Origin of the sequence: Agrobacterium burrii (assembly GCF_017313405.1) — a bacterium.
GTDB lineage: Bacteria > Pseudomonadota > Alphaproteobacteria > Rhizobiales > Rhizobiaceae > Agrobacterium > Agrobacterium burrii.
In genome coordinates this window covers 230,533-246,244 of the sequence record NZ_JAFLNA010000007.1, presented here as the reverse complement: position 1 = coordinate 246,244, position 15,712 = coordinate 230,533, and the positions used below count along the sequence as shown (strand labels likewise).

General features: G+C 56.0%; 16 protein-coding genes. 10 read left to right on the top strand and 6 right to left on the bottom strand.

Annotation, left to right across the window (positions count from 1 at the left end; translation table 11 throughout):
• Position 1 precedes the first annotated feature (1 nt).
• Genes JZX89_RS15110 through JZX89_RS15090 form a run of 5 tightly spaced genes read right to left on the bottom strand, consistent with a single transcriptional unit; the run spans position 2 to position 5,135 of the window.
• A complete protein-coding gene (locus JZX89_RS15110; RefSeq protein ID WP_207134547.1) occupies positions 2-805 on the bottom strand; it encodes an ABC transporter ATP-binding protein in 804 nt (267 codons plus the stop codon).
• A 1-nt stretch (position 806) separates the two neighbouring features.
• Complete coding sequence (locus JZX89_RS15105) at positions 807-1,655, bottom strand: ABC transporter ATP-binding protein (RefSeq protein ID WP_207134546.1); 849 nt, start codon at positions 1,653-1,655, stop codon at positions 807-809.
• A complete protein-coding gene (locus JZX89_RS15100) occupies positions 1,648-2,562 on the bottom strand; it encodes an ABC transporter permease (protein WP_207134545.1) in 915 nt (304 codons plus the stop codon). The genes JZX89_RS15105 and JZX89_RS15100 overlap by 8 nt, the downstream gene beginning before the upstream one ends.
• A 4-nt stretch (positions 2,563-2,566) precedes the next feature.
• Entirely contained in the window at positions 2,567-3,625 is a 1,059-nt protein-coding gene (locus tag JZX89_RS15095; RefSeq protein WP_207134544.1) for an ABC transporter permease, read from the bottom strand.
• A 22-nt stretch (positions 3,626-3,647) separates the two neighbouring features.
• Positions 3,648-5,135: an ABC transporter substrate-binding protein gene (locus JZX89_RS15090; RefSeq protein WP_246746724.1), complete on the bottom strand. Its 1,488-nt coding sequence runs from the start codon at positions 5,133-5,135 to the stop codon at positions 3,648-3,650.
• 219 nt (positions 5,136-5,354) lie between these two features.
• Here JZX89_RS15090 and JZX89_RS15085 point away from each other — a divergent pair, with 219 nt between their 5' ends.
• The 10 genes from JZX89_RS15085 (at position 5,355) to JZX89_RS15040 (ending at position 14,580) form a co-directional block, all read left to right on the top strand.
• Complete coding sequence (locus tag JZX89_RS15085; protein ID WP_207134542.1) at positions 5,355-6,074, top strand: GntR family transcriptional regulator; 720 nt, start codon at positions 5,355-5,357, stop codon at positions 6,072-6,074.
• Positions 6,075-6,093: 19 nt separating this feature from the next.
• Positions 6,094-6,987 (top strand): dihydrodipicolinate synthase family protein, encoded by an 894-nt coding sequence (locus JZX89_RS15080; RefSeq protein ID WP_246746723.1) that lies wholly within the window; start codon positions 6,094-6,096, stop codon positions 6,985-6,987.
• Between the two features lie 13 nt (positions 6,988-7,000).
• Entirely contained in the window at positions 7,001-8,140 is a 1,140-nt protein-coding gene (locus JZX89_RS15075; RefSeq protein WP_207134540.1) for a mandelate racemase/muconate lactonizing enzyme family protein, read from the top strand.
• Positions 8,141-8,624: 484 nt separating this feature from the next.
• Positions 8,625-9,047 carry an acetyl-CoA carboxylase biotin carboxyl carrier protein gene (locus tag JZX89_RS15070; protein ID WP_207134539.1) on the top strand — a complete coding sequence of 141 codons (423 nt, stop codon included), beginning with the start codon at positions 8,625-8,627 and terminating at the stop codon, positions 9,045-9,047.
• Complete coding sequence (locus JZX89_RS15065; protein ID WP_207134538.1) at positions 9,044-10,429, top strand: acetyl-CoA carboxylase biotin carboxylase subunit; 1,386 nt, start codon at positions 9,044-9,046, stop codon at positions 10,427-10,429. The genes JZX89_RS15070 and JZX89_RS15065 overlap by 4 nt, the downstream gene beginning before the upstream one ends.
• Positions 10,426-10,845, top strand: coding sequence for an acetyl-CoA carboxylase (locus tag JZX89_RS15060; RefSeq protein WP_207134537.1), 420 nt, complete (start codon positions 10,426-10,428; stop codon positions 10,843-10,845). Before JZX89_RS15065 ends, JZX89_RS15060 begins: the two co-directional genes overlap by 4 nt.
• Entirely contained in the window at positions 10,842-11,549 is a 708-nt protein-coding gene (gene pxpB / locus JZX89_RS15055) for a 5-oxoprolinase subunit PxpB (RefSeq protein ID WP_207134536.1), read from the top strand. The genes JZX89_RS15060 and pxpB overlap by 4 nt, the downstream gene beginning before the upstream one ends.
• A complete protein-coding gene (locus JZX89_RS15050) occupies positions 11,546-12,541 on the top strand; it encodes a 5-oxoprolinase subunit C family protein (RefSeq protein WP_207134535.1) in 996 nt (331 codons plus the stop codon). Before pxpB ends, JZX89_RS15050 begins: the two co-directional genes overlap by 4 nt.
• An 18-nt stretch (positions 12,542-12,559) precedes the next feature.
• Positions 12,560-13,327 (top strand): 5-oxoprolinase subunit PxpA, encoded by a 768-nt coding sequence (locus JZX89_RS15045; protein ID WP_207134534.1) that lies wholly within the window; start codon positions 12,560-12,562, stop codon positions 13,325-13,327.
• 47 nt (positions 13,328-13,374) lie between these two features.
• Positions 13,375-14,580: a pyridoxal phosphate-dependent aminotransferase gene (locus JZX89_RS15040; RefSeq protein WP_207134533.1), complete on the top strand. Its 1,206-nt coding sequence runs from the start codon at positions 13,375-13,377 to the stop codon at positions 14,578-14,580.
• Between the two features lie 42 nt (positions 14,581-14,622).
• On the opposite strand, the gene nac is transcribed toward JZX89_RS15040, so the two are convergent.
• A complete protein-coding gene (nac, locus tag JZX89_RS15035; RefSeq protein WP_207134532.1) occupies positions 14,623-15,528 on the bottom strand; it encodes a nitrogen assimilation transcriptional regulator NAC in 906 nt (301 codons plus the stop codon).
• Between the last annotated feature and the right edge of the window lie 184 nt (positions 15,529-15,712).

The following is a 15,712-nucleotide window of genomic DNA, read 5'->3' as shown; positions in this document are numbered from 1 at the left end:
TTCATGTCCGCGGAGCTGCGGTGAAACCGGCAGTCGCCTCTCGCTGTCTGGATCGAGCTACATAGCCGCGACTGCCATCCATCAGCGTGCGGGTGTAAGGATGCTGCACCGTATTTTCTAGCAACTGCTGCCTTGTGGCAATCTCGACGAAGCCGCCGCTTTGCATCACTGCAACCCGGTCGCACAGATGGGCAACGACCGCGAGGTCGTGGCTGACGAGGATATAGGTGAGGTTTTCACGCTCCCTCAGATCCTTGAGCAAGTTGAGGATTTCCGCCTGTATCGAGACGTCGAGCGCGGAAGTCGGCTCGTCGAGAAGCAGGATACTCGGTTCGAGGATCAATGCGCGGGCAATCGCGACGCGTTGACGTTGTCCTCCCGACAATTGGTGCGGATATCGGTAGCGGAAATTGAGCGGTAGGCCGACATCTGTCAGGACCTTTTCGATGCGGTCTTGACGTCGGTCCTTGCCGTGGATTTCCAGTGGCTCGAGCAAGGTGCGACCAATCGTGTGCCGCGGGTGGATCGAACCGAACGGATCCTGGAAAACCAGTTGCTGCTTGGCAAGCTGTCCGTGGGTTCGCTTTTGGGTGATCGTCTCTCCATCGATCTCTATGATACCCGTCCACTGTTTGTTGCGACCCGCGATCGCACCGAGCACGGTGGATTTTCCGCAGCCGCTCTCGCCGACCAGTCCGAAAGTCTCGCCTTTTGCGACCTCGAACGAAACGTCCTTCACCACTTTGACGAGGGTGTCGCCGCTGCCATACGATACGGCGAGATGGTCAATTCTGATCATAGGCATGTCAGTTCTCCAGCCAGGCGGGATCGCGACGCAGCACTTCCAGCCTGTCACGTGGATGGTCGAGGCTCGGCAATGCGTTGAGAAGGCCACGGGTGTAAGGGTGTTTGGCCTGATCCAAATCGGCGGCGGCGATCGTTTCCACGATACGGCCCGCATACATGATGATCACTCTATCGCAGAAGCTTCGGACAAGATTGAGGTCATGCGAGATGAAAATCAGACCTATGTTTCTCTCCGTTACGAGATCATCCAGGATCGACAGCACCTGCTGGCGAACCGTGACGTCAAGCGCTGAGGTCGGTTCGTCGGCAATGATCAGGGAAGGGGAGGCGATCAGCATCATGGAGATCATGATGCGCTGTCCCATGCCGCCAGAGACTTCATGCGGATAGCGATCAAAGACACGCTGCGGATCACGGATCTGAACACGTTCCAGCATGGAAAGCGTACGTTCGCGGGCTTCCTTTTTCGAGGTTCGTTCGTGCAGGATTACCGTTTCGGATATCTGCTCGCCGATGCTCATGACCGGATTGAGCGAATATTTCGGATCCTGAAGGATCATCGCGATGCGGCGACCGCGGATCGACAGCATCTCGTTTTCGGTGGCGCGAAGTAAGTCAATATCCTCAAACTGGAGGCGATCGGCATTGACCGAGGCATTCGGTGGTTGCAGTCGCATAATGGCGCGGCCTGTCGTGCTCTTGCCAGATCCGGATTCGCCAATAATGCCGATTTTCTCGCGACCGACCGTGAAGGAGACATCCTGGACAGCCCTGACGGCACCTGAAAGCGATGGAAATTCGACCGACATCTTCTCGACGGTCAGGATGGTATCTGTGGATTTATGCATTGCGGGGATCCATGATGTCACGCAGCCCGTCGCCGAGCAGATTGAAGGCGAGACTAACAACGAGGATGGCAATCCCCGGAACAGTCGTCAGCCACCAGGCATCCAGCAGATACTGGCGACCGGAAGCGGCCATCGAGCCCCATTCCGGCAGCGGTGGCTGCGCGCCGAGACCCAGGAAGCCCAGCCCTGCGGCGGTAAGGATGATGCTCGACATATTAAGTGTTAACCGTACAATAACCGATGGCGCGCAGAGAGGCACGATATGACGCAGCAGGATGCGGGCCATGCTGGCGCCCTGCAATTCTGCCGCAACAACGAAGTCCGCATGGCGAAACGTCAGGGTCTCTGCGCGGGCAAGGCGGGCAATTGGCGGCCAGACCGTCAGAGCGATGGCGATCACCGCATTCTCAATGCCAGGACCAAGCGCTGCAGAGAATGCAAGTGCGAGAACGAGACTTGGAAAAGAGAGGAAGATGTCGGTAATGCGCATCAGCACGACATCCACCCAGCCACCGAGATAGCCAGCGGTCGCACCGATCGCGAAACCGATTGGCCCGACGATCACGGTCACGAGAATGGCGATGTAAAGCGTGGTACGACCGCCATAGACGAGCCGTGCGAAAACGTCGCGCCCAAATTCGTCGGTGCCGAACCAGTGCGCCGCAGACGGAGCCTGCAGTGCCTTCATGAAGTCCTGAGCGATTGGATCCTGAAGCGGCATGAAAGGTGCCAGCGATGCCATGATGATTAGGAAGATGATAACGACGAACCCTGCCAGAGCAAGCGGATTAGCAACCAAGCTAAGCCAGGCGATATAGATGTTGTGTAGGCGGGCCTGGCGCGAGGAGCTGAATTCCTCATTGATCAGCCAGGTGTGGAGATTTGAGAACGTTCCTGATTTTGTCATGGTCTCACCGGGTCCTTGGATCAATAAAGCGATAGGCGATGTCTGATAGGAAGTTGATGGCGATCGAAATCAGCCCGATCAAGAACACGCTTCCGAGGACAGCATTCATGTCAGCAAAAAACAGGGCGGAGGTCAGGTATTGTCCGAGCCCCGGCCATGCGAACACGGTCTCGATCAGCACGGTTCCGTCGAGCAAGCCGCAATAGGCGAGTGCGACGACGGTCAGAAGCTGCACACGGATGTTGCGGAAGGCGTGCCGCCAGATAATCGGTCGTTTGCCAAGACCCTTGGCGCGGGCCGTGAGGATATATTCCTGGTGAAGCTGTTCCAGCATGAAGCTGCGTGTCATGCGGCTGAGATAGGCCATCGCCGCGTAACCAAGGATCAGGGCCGGTGCGATGAGGTGGTGCAGCGCGCTCCAGAACACATCCCAATGCCCCCCCAACAGGCTGTCGATCAGTACGGAATTCGTCCGCGCCTCGACAATACCCTCGTTATAAACATAGATCCGGCCACCGGGCGGGATAACGCCAAGTTGCGCATAAAACAGCAGGATGACAATCGTGCCGAGCCAGAAGATGGGCGTCGAATATCCGAGCAGTCCCACGACGCGGGCAACATGGTCGACCCATGTTCCCTTGCGGACCGCAGCGATCACGCCGAGCGGAACACCAAGACCCGCGCCGATCAATGTCGCAAGTGTCGCCAGTTCTAGCGTGGCGGGAAACACTCGGGCAAGATCGTTAACCACGGGCTGCTTGGTGATATTCGACTGACCAAAATCGAGCTGTACGGCATTGCCGAGATAGTTCGCGAACTGCACGTATATCGGTCGGTCAAGGCCCATTTCCTTGTAGACGCGGTCATATGTCGCCTGGTCCGCTTGATCGCCAATGGCAGCGATCACGGGATCGGCAGGCACCATGCGTCCGACGACGAAGGTAATGACGAGCAGACCGAGCAATGTCGTCAAGATCACGATCGCCGAAGTGGCGACTTTGCGTGCTGCCTTGAAAAGCGAATGGCTCGGAACTGGAGTAGATGTGGTCTGTGAAAAACTCATTGCACTGTCCTTGGTTCGCAGATCATTCGCTCTTGGAAACGGTGTCCCAGCGTGTCAGCCATGTCGGATGTCCGACGTAACCTTTCACTTCCATGCGGACGGCTTTGGGATCGGTACGTTGGAATGACGTGACAAGAGCTGGTGAGGCGCGCAGATAGGCGTCGTTAATCCGTACATACAATTCTTTGCGCTTTTCCGGATCGATCTCGTGTGCAGCCGCAATTACCATGTCCTGCATGTCTTTTGGGACGTCCCAGGCGGTGCGCCACGCGACGAGCCCGGCGAGTTTCGCCGCATCTGAATTGTCGGCATTCGTGGCATAAGATTGAAGAACCGCATGCGGGTCGGGAAGACGATCGCCAGTGCGTGATGAAAACAACTCGAATTGGCGTGACCTGAATTTTCCGATCTGGTCACCGATCTGCAGATCGAGTTTGATCCCAGCCTTGGCGGCATTGTTCTGAAGCGATATTCCGACTTCGGATTCCGGCGTTCCGGGTTGGGCGAAATAGACTTTTGAAAAGCCGTTGGGATAGCCCGCTTCGGTGAGTAGTTGTTTTGCCTTGTCGATGTCCAGTTTGTAAGGATTGTCACTCCTTGCGCCCGGCAGGCCAGCCGGGATGATCGATTGCTGCTTGGTGCCGTAGTATTTCATGACGGTCCTGCTGAGGCCGTCGTAATCAATGAGATAGCGAAAAGCCTCGCGAACCTTCGGGTTGGAAAGAATCTCGTCCTTCTGGTTCAAAGCCAGATAGTAAAAGCCAAATCCGGGTACCTTCTGGACCGACACTTTGCCGTCAGCTTCAAGCCCTGAAAGGTCCGTCGACGATAATCGCGTCGCGACGTCTACGTCACCGGCATCGATCTGAAGCCGCTGCGCTGAAGATTCAGGGATATGGCTCATGAACACCCGCCGCATGGCAGGCATGCCTTTCCAGTAGTCCTTAAATGCATCGGCGATCAGAAGTTGATTGGAGCGCCAAGTGGTCAGGGAATACGGGCCTGAGCCCGCGTCCTGGGTCTGGAGGTAGTTGCGCGCCCAGTCACCGTTTTTTTCCCTGCTTGCCAGAAAGGCGCTATCGACGATCGAGGTTGAGAAACTGGCCAGAGAATAGAGAATGAGGTTGGGGTTCCAGACCTCCGGTGTCTGCAGCACGAGCGTTTGGCCATCCGTCGCACGGATCAAAGCATCGACATTTTTTGCCGAAAACCCCCATTGGCGAAGGTCGGTCGACGGTGCTAGCCCCAGTTTCACTAGCCGATGCAGAGACCACTCAACATCTTTCGCGGTCAGCGGATTGCCGGAGTGAAACCGCACTCCCTGCCGGATCTTGAAGGTGAATGTCTTCCCATCTTCAGACACCGTCCAGCTTTCCGCAAGCGACGGCTTTGGTACTGTAATGTTGTCGGCCGGCAGCTCGATAAGCCGATCATAGAGATTGGCGACGACCTCGGCAGCCTCGAGCTGGTTGATCTCATGCGGATCAAGACCGCGCATCGTCGTCATCATGATGGCGATGACAAGTTGATCCGATGGGGTTTTTGCGAATGCAGGAATGCCGCAGGATGCGATCATCGCAGAGCTTACGATGGCAACAAAATTACGTTTCAACATGGTTTTCTCCCAAGGCTCCTCAACCTCGTTTCTAGAAATTTGTTATCGACAAGGACATCAAATCTGATATACCAGATCTCATATTAACTTCGGCACGTCAACGGATTTTGGAAAATGATTAATCGCTCGGACACACCCGCCGGTGGCGCGGGATTTGAAAAGATCGACGCCAGCTTCAATGTGACCGTGCGGGATCACGTCCATCGGATGATGCGTGCAGCCATAATTTCCGGTCGTTTTGCAACTGGCGAAAAAGTCAACGAGCGAAGCCTTGCTGAACAGTTCGGAGTCAGTACGACGCCCATCAAGGAAGCCCTTCGGCAGTTGGAGACCGAAGGGTTGGTTGAAGCCCTGCCGCGGCGCGGCGTGATTATTCGGTTTGCAAGCAGTTGGGCAGAGGAAATGATCCTCGCGCGCGCTGCGCTGGAATCGATGATTGCCCATCTGGCTGCAAAGCGGATCGACAAGAAGGGGGGGATCGAACTCGTGGCGACCGCCAATCTGATGCGAGAGGCAACGACATCGGGCGACGCCGACGGTCTGATCGCGCTCAACGAGACCTTCCACGATCTTATCCATAGGAGTTCGCGGTGCAGCTATCTATCAAAGCTGATCGAACGTCAGCAATTTTATGATGCGAGCATCCGTCGCGTCATTCACCTCGATCCGTCGGAGCGCCAGAAGGCGCTCGAGGAGCATGTCGCCATCACCGACGCAATCGTCGCCGGGGATGCGGACAGGGCGGAGCGCTCAATGCGCGACCATGTCGTGCGTTCGGGCCAAACTTACCTGTCCATCGTATTTGGAAAAAAGAAGGATAGTGAGCGTGACTGACAAACTACAGGCTGTAAGAATGGCCCTTTCCGGGATATCAGGCGTTCCCGTGACACCATACGCGAGCGACGGCTCGATTGATGTACAGAAGCTGGAATGGCTAATCAAAAGACTTGCCGCAGCTAAGGTCCACAACCTCATGGCGGCCGGCAATACCGGTGAGTTTTTTACGCTCACGATGGACGAGATCCGTCTTGTGCACAATACGACGATAAAGGCTGCCGACGGCAATGCTCTTGTCAGTGCGGCCGTCGGCCGGTCGCTGACCGATGCAAAGGCGCTGGCACGCGACGCCATCGCCGCGGGTGCCGACGCGATCATGGGGCATCATCCCATGGATCCCTTTGCCGGACCGGCTTATCAGGCGGCCTATTTTCTCGAGCTGGCGGAATTTTGCACGATTCCAGTTATTGCCTACGTGCGCAGCGACGGTTTCTCCATAGATGATTTCCGCAAACTGGCGCTACACCCCAATATTGCCGGTATCAAATTCGCCTCGCCCAATCTTATGCTTTTGGCCGAAGTGATCCGCGCGACCCATGACGCACCGGCGATCTGGGTTTGCGGACTTGCCGAAGGTTGGGCACCGGCATTTTACGCTATGGGCGCACGCGGGTTCACCTCGGGGCTCGTCAACGTATTTCCCGAGCGTTCGCACGCTATCCATACGGCTCTCGAGTCAGGAGATTATGCTGCGGCGCGCGGACTGATCGATGGAATTGCTCAGTTCGAAGCGTTGCGCACGAAATACAATAATGGTGCCAACGTCACCGTCGTCAAGGAGGCGCTCGGCATGCTCGGGACAGACGTCGGCCCTGTGCGCGTACCAGGCGTGGTCGAACTGAACGTCGCTGAGCGTGAGATCCTGCGCGAAGTCGTGGACCGCGTTCGCTCCGACGCAAACGGTGCTTGAGGGAGAATTTTTAGTGCATATCACTGGCATCAAGACCTACATGCAGCGCGTGGACGAGCGGCCGCGACTGCTTCTTAAGATCGAGACGAGCGAGGGCATCAGCGGCTGGGGCGAATGTTACAATCATGGCCCTGACTGGTCGCTGCCACCACTTCTCGACTACTTGTTTCACCAGATCGAAGGCGAAGATCCGCGCCGTGTCGAATATCTCGTCCTCAAGCTCAATCAACAATGCCGGTTTCCTCCCGGAGCTCTGGGCCTTGCCGCAATTTCCGCGATCGACCATGCGTTGTGGGACATCGCTGGCAAGGCAGCGGGTCTGCCGGTATACATGTTGTTGGGTGGCAGCGTCCGTGACCGCGTCCGCGTCTACTGTGGCGTCTATACTGCGCCGGATGCAGAACACGCGCTCGATCAGACGCTGAAGCTCAACGAAGACTACGGTTACACGGCGTTCAAGCTCAGCCCGTATCGCCGTGATCTGCATACGGGCCGGTGGGGCGAATTGGTCAAGGAGACCGGCGACTGGTTTGGCAGAATCCGCGAGATCACCCCCTCGCATTTCGAATTTGCCTTCGACGCGCATGCCAAGATTTTCGAACCTTACAAGGCCGTTCAGCTGGCCGCGGCGATCGCCCCGAACGACCCGCTTTTCTACGAGGAGCCTATTCGCCCTGAGCACATTCCAGCATGGCGAGAATTGAAGTCGAAGGTCAACGTGCCGCTCGCCACAGGTGAGTCTCTCTACAACCGCTTCGAATTCCTGTCGCTGCTGTCGGCACAGGGTGCCGATATCATCCAACCAGACATCTGCGTTGTGGGAGGTGTCTGTGAAATGCGACGAATCGCAACGCTTGCTGAAGCGCATTATGTCACCGTCGCACCGCACAATCCGATGGGTCCGCTGGCAACCGCAGTCAATATCCATTTCTGCGCAGCCCAACCTAATTTCCAGATCCTGGAGTTCAAGCCGCATGTCCACGCGCCTTGGGCACTTGATCCTTACATGCCGGTAGACGGACACATGGAGTTACGGCCCGACCGCCCAGGGTGGGGGATCGAGATTGACGAAAAAGCTTTGCTGACGGACGACTACATCCATTGGCAACGCAAAGTCACCAACAAACCGGATGGATCTACAGCCTATCCCTGAATGTGAAATTTGCGGTATGCCATCGCTGGCAATAATCAAACAATCATGAGGTGCGAGCCGCATGATTGTTTGAAATCTCGTAGCGCGCATGAGGAAAAGCCCTCACGCACGTCCCTCATTTCGCGGTATGTCGAAGGTACAATGCGAAGGCCTAGACACCACCAATCTACTGGTCTTCCGGCACGAGTTCTCCGGTTTAGGGTTGGTTTCTGTTAAGAGGTTGCTCGTTCGATTCCGTATCCAGCAGCTTGATCAGGTCAAAAATCACTTAATCAGGTTTTCGGCGGTTCAAATCCCTTCAAGAGCTTAAGTACGATCGCTTTTGTCGCGGTAACGTGCAGATTTTTAGAGCCATCCCTTTAGGGCCATCAAAAGTTCTTCTGACCCCATTGTGATAGCGCTCATGCTACAAAACGGCGTGCCGAACGCGTCATGCCTTCTTCTACATGTCTCGTTAGCGGCTTGCACATTGTCAGGTATTCTTATGAACTTGCCGAAGATAAAAACGCTGATCGATTTCGTAGGGCGTTCCAACGTGAACGAACTTTCGGTGACGGAAAAAGACGTAACGGTTCGAATCATCAAATCAGTCAATGAGCCTTCTCAGGTCCATCGGTTGCCCGTGGATGAGGTTGTCCAGCCTGAAGAACGGGCAAAATCCGTCAGCTCTTCGGCAGTGAAAGTGCATTCGCCCATCTTCGGTGTTCTGCATCGCGCTTCTGCACCGGGCGCTGAGCCATTCGTTAAGCTGGGCGATCTGGTTCAGGAAGGGCAGACGCTTTTCATCATCGAAGCAATGAAGGTTTTTAACAAGGTTCCTGCCCCCAGCGCTGGCCGAATCTCGTTTCTTACTGACGTCGATGGCGGCGAAGTGGACGCCAACGCTCTTCTCGCGGAGATCGGATGATGGAAACGAATTTCGACCTTCCCGCGCCGGGCTTCGACACGGTTTTGATAGCAAACCGCGGTGAAATCGCCGCGCGCATCCAGCGCGCCTGTCATGAACTGGGACTGCGGACTGTCGGTATCTGCTCTGAAGCAGATAAGGCAGCATCTTATGGTGATGCCGTCGACACGTTTCTATGCGTCGGACCCGCAAATGCTGGAAAGAGCTATCTCAATCAGGATGCGCTTTTGCTTGCTGCCAGGCTGACCGGTGCCGGCGCGGTTCATCCCGGATACGGCTTCTTGTCCGAGAATTCTGCGTTTGCAGCCGCAGTTGAACGGGCCGGGCTCGCCTTCATCGGGCCGAGCGCCCAGTCTATCTCGACAATGGGCGATAAAATCGCGGCGAAACGTGCGATGATCGCCGCTGGTGTGCCTTGTGTACCAGGTCCTGACACTGCGCTACCTGAAGATGCTGATGAAATCACACGAATTGCCGATGAGATCGGCTTCCCTGTGATCATCAAAGCTGCCGGCGGCGGCGGCGGGCGCGGCATGAGGGTCATTTATGACCGGGCCGACGTACGTGAAGCCGCCGCGCTGACGCGAGAAGAGGCGCGTCAGGCCTTCGGCAACGCTGAGCTTTACATCGAGAAGTTTCTTCAACATCCGCGGCACGTTGAAATTCAGATCTTGTGCGACACACATGGTAACGCCGTCTGGCTTGGCCATCGCGATTGTTCCATGCAAAGACGCCATCAGAAGGTCATCGAGGAGGCTCCGGCGCCCGGAATTTCTTTGGACGTGATCGGTCCCGTCGGTCTGGCATGCGTAAACGCCTGCAAACAAATCGGATATCGCGGTGTCGGCACATTCGAATTTCTGTTCGAGGAAGGAAATTTCTACTTCATCGAAATGAACACGAGATTGCAGGTTGAACACCCGGTTACGGAAATGACCAGCGGTGTCGACATTGTTCAATCGCAGATCAAAGTCGCCTTGGGGCAGAAACTGGCATTCGATCAGGATGCGGTCCTGTGTGAAGGACATTCTTTTGAGTGTCGCATCAATGCAGAGGATCCACACACATTCCTGCCTTCTGCTGGCGTCGTAGCGGATACCGTCTGGCCGCATAGTGATGGTGTGCGGGTCGATACTCATATTTATGAGGGATACAAAGTTTCTCCCTACTACGACTCGCTGATCGCCAAGTTGATCGTGCATGCACCGACAAGAGCCGAGGCAATTGCCAAAATGAGGGTAGCGCTTGCGGAGACCCGTCTGGAAGGCATCTCCACGAACCTCCCACTTTTGCGGGCGCTCTTTGAGGAGGCTGCCTTCGTTGAGGGCGAGACCGATATCCACTTTCTGGAGCATTGGCTCAAATCATGGAGCGCGCCATGAGCAAGCTTGACCTCACGGACACAGCCACCCTTGCAGTGCTGACCGACATGCTGACGGCGGCTGGCGTAGAAGGACTGGAGATCAAAACAGCTGACAAGCAGCTTCGGCTTTTCATTCCAACTTCCGGCAAGATGGGAGCATCATCCGCTGTAGACGCAAAAGTGGGGACAGGAAGTGCCCGTAAAGCCATGGTGAAAGCGCCGACGGCTGGCCAGTTCCAGACCCCAAACACAATCGACGACAGGCCATTCCCGAGGCAAGTGGCCTCGAATGAGGTCGTTGGTTCTGTTCGAATAGGGCTTGTTCTCGTCCCTGTGATCGCCAAGTGCGCAGGACTGCTGCTCAATCCGCTTGTAAAGCAGGACGATCTTGTCGGCTACGGTGATCCTCTCTTCGAAATCGAGCTTCAACGATGATTGCGACTTCAAGCATCCTCACCACGCAGGCCATGCAGGTCCACCCAGCCAAAGGACAGGCGCGCGTATCGTTTATCGGATCGCGATCCATCCTTCTGGAAGCGCCGGGTGAGTTCGATCTAGCTGCACAACGCTGGATCTGGGCTCTGTCTCAGATAGCGGGTGCCTGGCCGGATGTTGCAGAGGTCATTCCCGGAATGACCAACCTGCTGACCATTTTCAAAGAAACTCCGGAAAGCCCTGAGGCAGTGGCGGATCGTCTGCTGAACGCGTGGGACAACGCTTCCAGCGTGGATCTGGCAGGAAAGACGGTCGAGATACCCGTTAATTATGGCGGGGAATACGCCACGGATCTTGCCGCGCTGTGTGACTTTTCGGGTCTGAGCGACCGGGATGTAGTACGTATTCATCATGAAGCAACCTATCGTGTGTTCGCACTCGGCAGTGCGCCGGGTTTCGGCTATCTGCACGGCTTGGATGCACGCATATACATGCCACGAAAAACTGTGCCATCGATCAAGATGGAAAGAGGGTGTGTGACAATCGGTGGCATGCAGACAGGCGTCGCCATGCTGACAGGTCCCAATGGCTGGAACTCGATCGGTTATGCGGATTTGCAAATGTTTGATCCCTCCGCCGCTACTCCTGCGCTTCTTGCACCGGGTGACACGGTTCACTTTGTTCCAGCAAGGATTGAGTTGTGATCGAGATCATCGAAACAGGCCCATTCAACACTGTTCAGGATTTGGGTCGCCCGGGCTACCGTAACATCGGAGTTACGGCTGGTGGCGCGATGGATCCGCTGGCCCTGCAAATCGCCAATATTCTTGTCGGAAACGCCGATAACCTCGCCGCCGTCGAGGTGCAGACATTTCCATTCAAGCTTCGGTTTCTGGGGCCATCCATGTTTGCGGTGACTGGAGCAGATGGTCGCCCATTGCTGAATGGCCGGGAGCTTTTACCCTGGTGTGCCAACCTTGCAAACGAGGGTGATGTTTTGGAGCTGAGCTCTCCACCTCGTCTTGCCCGTGCTTATTTCGCCGTGGCTGGCGGGGTGGATGTGCCTGTCTTGATGGGGTCTCGCAGCACGGCCTTGCGTGGTAATTTCGGTGGTGTGGAAGGACGACCGCTCCAGAAAAATGACAGGCTTTCCATAGGAACGCAGGTCAATCACTTGCCTTTGCCTGCCAGCGGGCTTGCGGTCATCCAGCCATCGCAGGCAATGGCAGATGTTTTCGAGCCAATTGTCGATGGAGTGTTACAGATCCGGGCCATTCCCGCTGGTGAACATCATCTGTTTGCCGATGATGCGGAAGCATTCTGGAGCCAGATCTGGCGCATTTCCTCGCGCAGTGACCGCACTGGCTACCGCCTTTCCGGCGATCCTATCAAGCCGACCGAAGTCGTTGAGATGCGCTCGCATGGTGTCGTCCCCGGTGTCGTACAGGTTCCGCCGGGCGGGGAGCCTATCATCCAGATGAGCGACGCGAACACGGCTGGTGGTTATCCGAAAATTGCCGGTGTGATCGAGGCCGATCTCTGGCGGTTGGGACAGGCGCGTGCCGGAGGCAAGATCAGGTTTGTCCGCTCCAGTCATGAGGAGGCGCGCCGAATAGAGCAGACAGTTGCGCGCTACTTCGAGGATATCAGACAAACCGTACCGATGGTCAAACGCGCGCTCAACGCGCTGACTTGAGGAAGAGGGGAGGACTTTATGAGGATCGATCTCAACTCTGACATGGGCGAAGGTTTTGGCCCCTACAGGCTATGCGATGACGAAGCGATGATGAAGCTCATTTCTTCGGCCAATATCGCCTGCGGATTTCATGGAGGCGATCCTGATACGATGGCGCGGATGGTTCGGCTTGCGAAGCAGAACGGCGTCGGCATCGGCGCGCATCCTGGTCTGCCGGATCGTGCAGGTTTTGGTCGTCGCGAATTGCCGTTTCAGGCGGATGAGCTACGCCAACAGATGCTCTACCAGCTCGGCGCATTGATCGCTATCGCCAGATGCGAAGGCGTGAATGTGGGGCATATCAGCTTTCATGCGGCGATGGGCAACATGGTCAATCGCGACCCTGCTCTGGCTGAAATGATGATGAATGCCATCTCAATGGTAGACCCGGAGCTTGTAGTATTCGTTACGCCGGAAAGCGAAATCGAACGGGCGGCAAAACTGGCCAAGCTGAAGACGCTGGCCCTGTTTCTGGCCGACCGGGCCTATGACGCCAAGGGAAGCCTCGTCGCGCGGGGCCTTCCGGGTGCGCTGGTCACGGACGAGGTCTCGGTGCGCGCGCGTGTCCGCCGCTTCCTGACGGATGGCACTGTCGAGGCTATCGACGGTACGATTATTCCCATGGCAGCCCGATCCATTCTGGTTCACAGCGATACCCCTGGCTCGCTGGAGCTTGCCGGTATTGTGCGCAGTGAAATCATCAATTCAGGGGCGACACTTACGAACGCCTCGGAACTCGCATCTTAACGGGCCTTATGCGCCCCGCTTTTCTGTCTTACTCAAGGATCACGTCGATGCCCTCAACAGCCGATCGATTGAAGAATGTCTCTATTTCCGCGTCTGCCGCCATGACGCAGCGCGCCAGAGAGCTCGCCGCCCAAGGGATTAAAGTGGTGAGCCTGTCATCTGGCGAACCTGATTTTCCAACACCAAGCCATGCCATCGAGGCCGCACACGAAGTTGCTCTTAGCGGACAAACCAAGTATCCGCCTATGGACGGGACGTCAGACCTCAAGGCCGCTATCGCGCAAAAATTCAAGCGAGACAACAATCTGACCTACGACGCCAGCCAGATCATCGTATCCGGTGGCGGCAAGCAGGTAATCTTCAACGCAATGCTGGCGACCTGTAATCCGGGTGATGAGGTGGTCATTCCCACACCATCATGGGTCAGCTATGCCGACATCGTCAAATTTGCTGGTGGTGTTCCCGTCCCTGTTCCCTGTTTCGAGCAGACGGGTTTCAAGCTTCGCCCGGAAGATCTGGAAGCGGCGATCACGCTGCGGACAAAGTGGCTTTTCCTGAATTTTCCGAATAATCCGACAGGCGCAGCATGCTCTAGGGTCGAGATGGCGGCGATTGCGGAAGTCATGTTACGTCATCCGCATGTCTGGATCCTGACTGACGATATCTACGAGCATCTCGTTTACGACGGTTTCGAGTTCGGTACGATTGCCGATGTCGAGCCCCGGCTTTACGATCGCGTACTGACCATGAATGGAGTATCAAAAGCATATGCGATGACCGGCTGGCGGCTGGGCTACTGCGCCAGCGGCTCGAAGGAACTGATTGCTGCCATCAGCAACGTCAACGGCCAGAACAGCGGCGGCATCGCTACCGTTTCTCAAGCCGCCGCGATTGCAGCTTTGGATGGTCCCCAGGATTTGCTCAAGGAGCGAGCTGACATTTACCGCGAGCGGCGTGATTTCGTCCTTGATAAACTGAAGGGAATCGATGGCATTCGGTGCCATAAGCCGGAAGGCGCCTTCTATTTGTATCCCAATATGTCAGGCCTGATCGGGAAGACCACGAAAGGTGGTCGGAAGATCGAAAATGACGTGGATTTCGTGATGGGACTGGTCGAGGAGCACCACGTCGCAACCGTACAGGGTGCCGCTTATGGGATGAGCCCGTATTTCCGCATTTCTTACGCGACAAGCATGGAGATGCTGGGCGAAGGCTGCGCACGTATCGCTCAGTACTGCCACGATATGCGTTGATTTCTATCTGGTGCATGGCCCGCTCCGTCGGGCCGTTAACCCTTAAAGCTTCAGCTTTTCAGTCAGCTCGATCAGAATGTCTTTGACCGCAAACGCAGGCTCCGACAACGAGTTCTGGTCAGAGGTACAGAGTGATAAAGTCTCTTCGATACGGGGAGAGAGGAGCCGGCAGATCAAGGGTTCCTTGCTCTCGGAGACGATGCGGTCAGCAATCGCCTTTGGCATAATGGTCGCGCCAAGGCCATTCGCAACTGCGCGGGCAAGCGTTCTGACGATTTCTACTTCCGCGACGACTTTAAGATTGATGCGGCTTCGGGTGAACGCCGTATCTACTGCCCGGCGAACGAAGTTATAGGCTGGTGGCATCAGCATCGGGAGACCATCAAGGGCAGCGATCGGCACCGGTTTTACATCAGCCTCGATGGCGAAATCTCGATGTGCGACCAGATAGAATTCTTCACTGAGCAAAGGCTCGAAACGCACACCCTTGATTGGACCGATGCCGTGGATCAGCGCCAATTCAAGGCGGCCGTTCATGATCATCTGGCTATAGGTCTGCCCGACGCTTTCCGTCAGATGGATTAGAATACCGGGGTGACGCTTTCGTGTTTCGGCGAGAAGATCGACCGACAGCGTCGCCGCACTGCTGAACGGCACGAGACCAACGGAAACACGTCCTGCGATAGAGTTTCCGGCTGCCGATGCATCCGCCTGTGCCTGGTCCATTTGCCGAAGAATGATCTGCGCGTGCCTGTAAACCGCATGGCCCGCATCCGTCATCGTCACGCCCTGTTGGCTGCGTATCAGAAGCTTTTGTCCGAAATGCTCTTCGAGTGCGGCGAGCTGCTGGCTGAGCGCTGGCTGTGCCAGATGCAAAATGTCAGCGGCCCGAGTAATGCTGCCACTGTCCACGATGACTGTAAATGATTTAAAACGCCTGATGTCCATGCCAATAAAACTGCTTTGTGATGGGCGGAGCTTATCCGTTCGCGATCATTTTGCAATCGGCATCGTCGTTTAGCCGCATGCGCTTACGTAATTTCAAGGCTGAATGAGAGCGCTGAAACACAGCTTTTGAAGCTCCATAAAACTTCCTTATTACCTCAAAAGTAATCGGTCTTAGGCAAGCGAG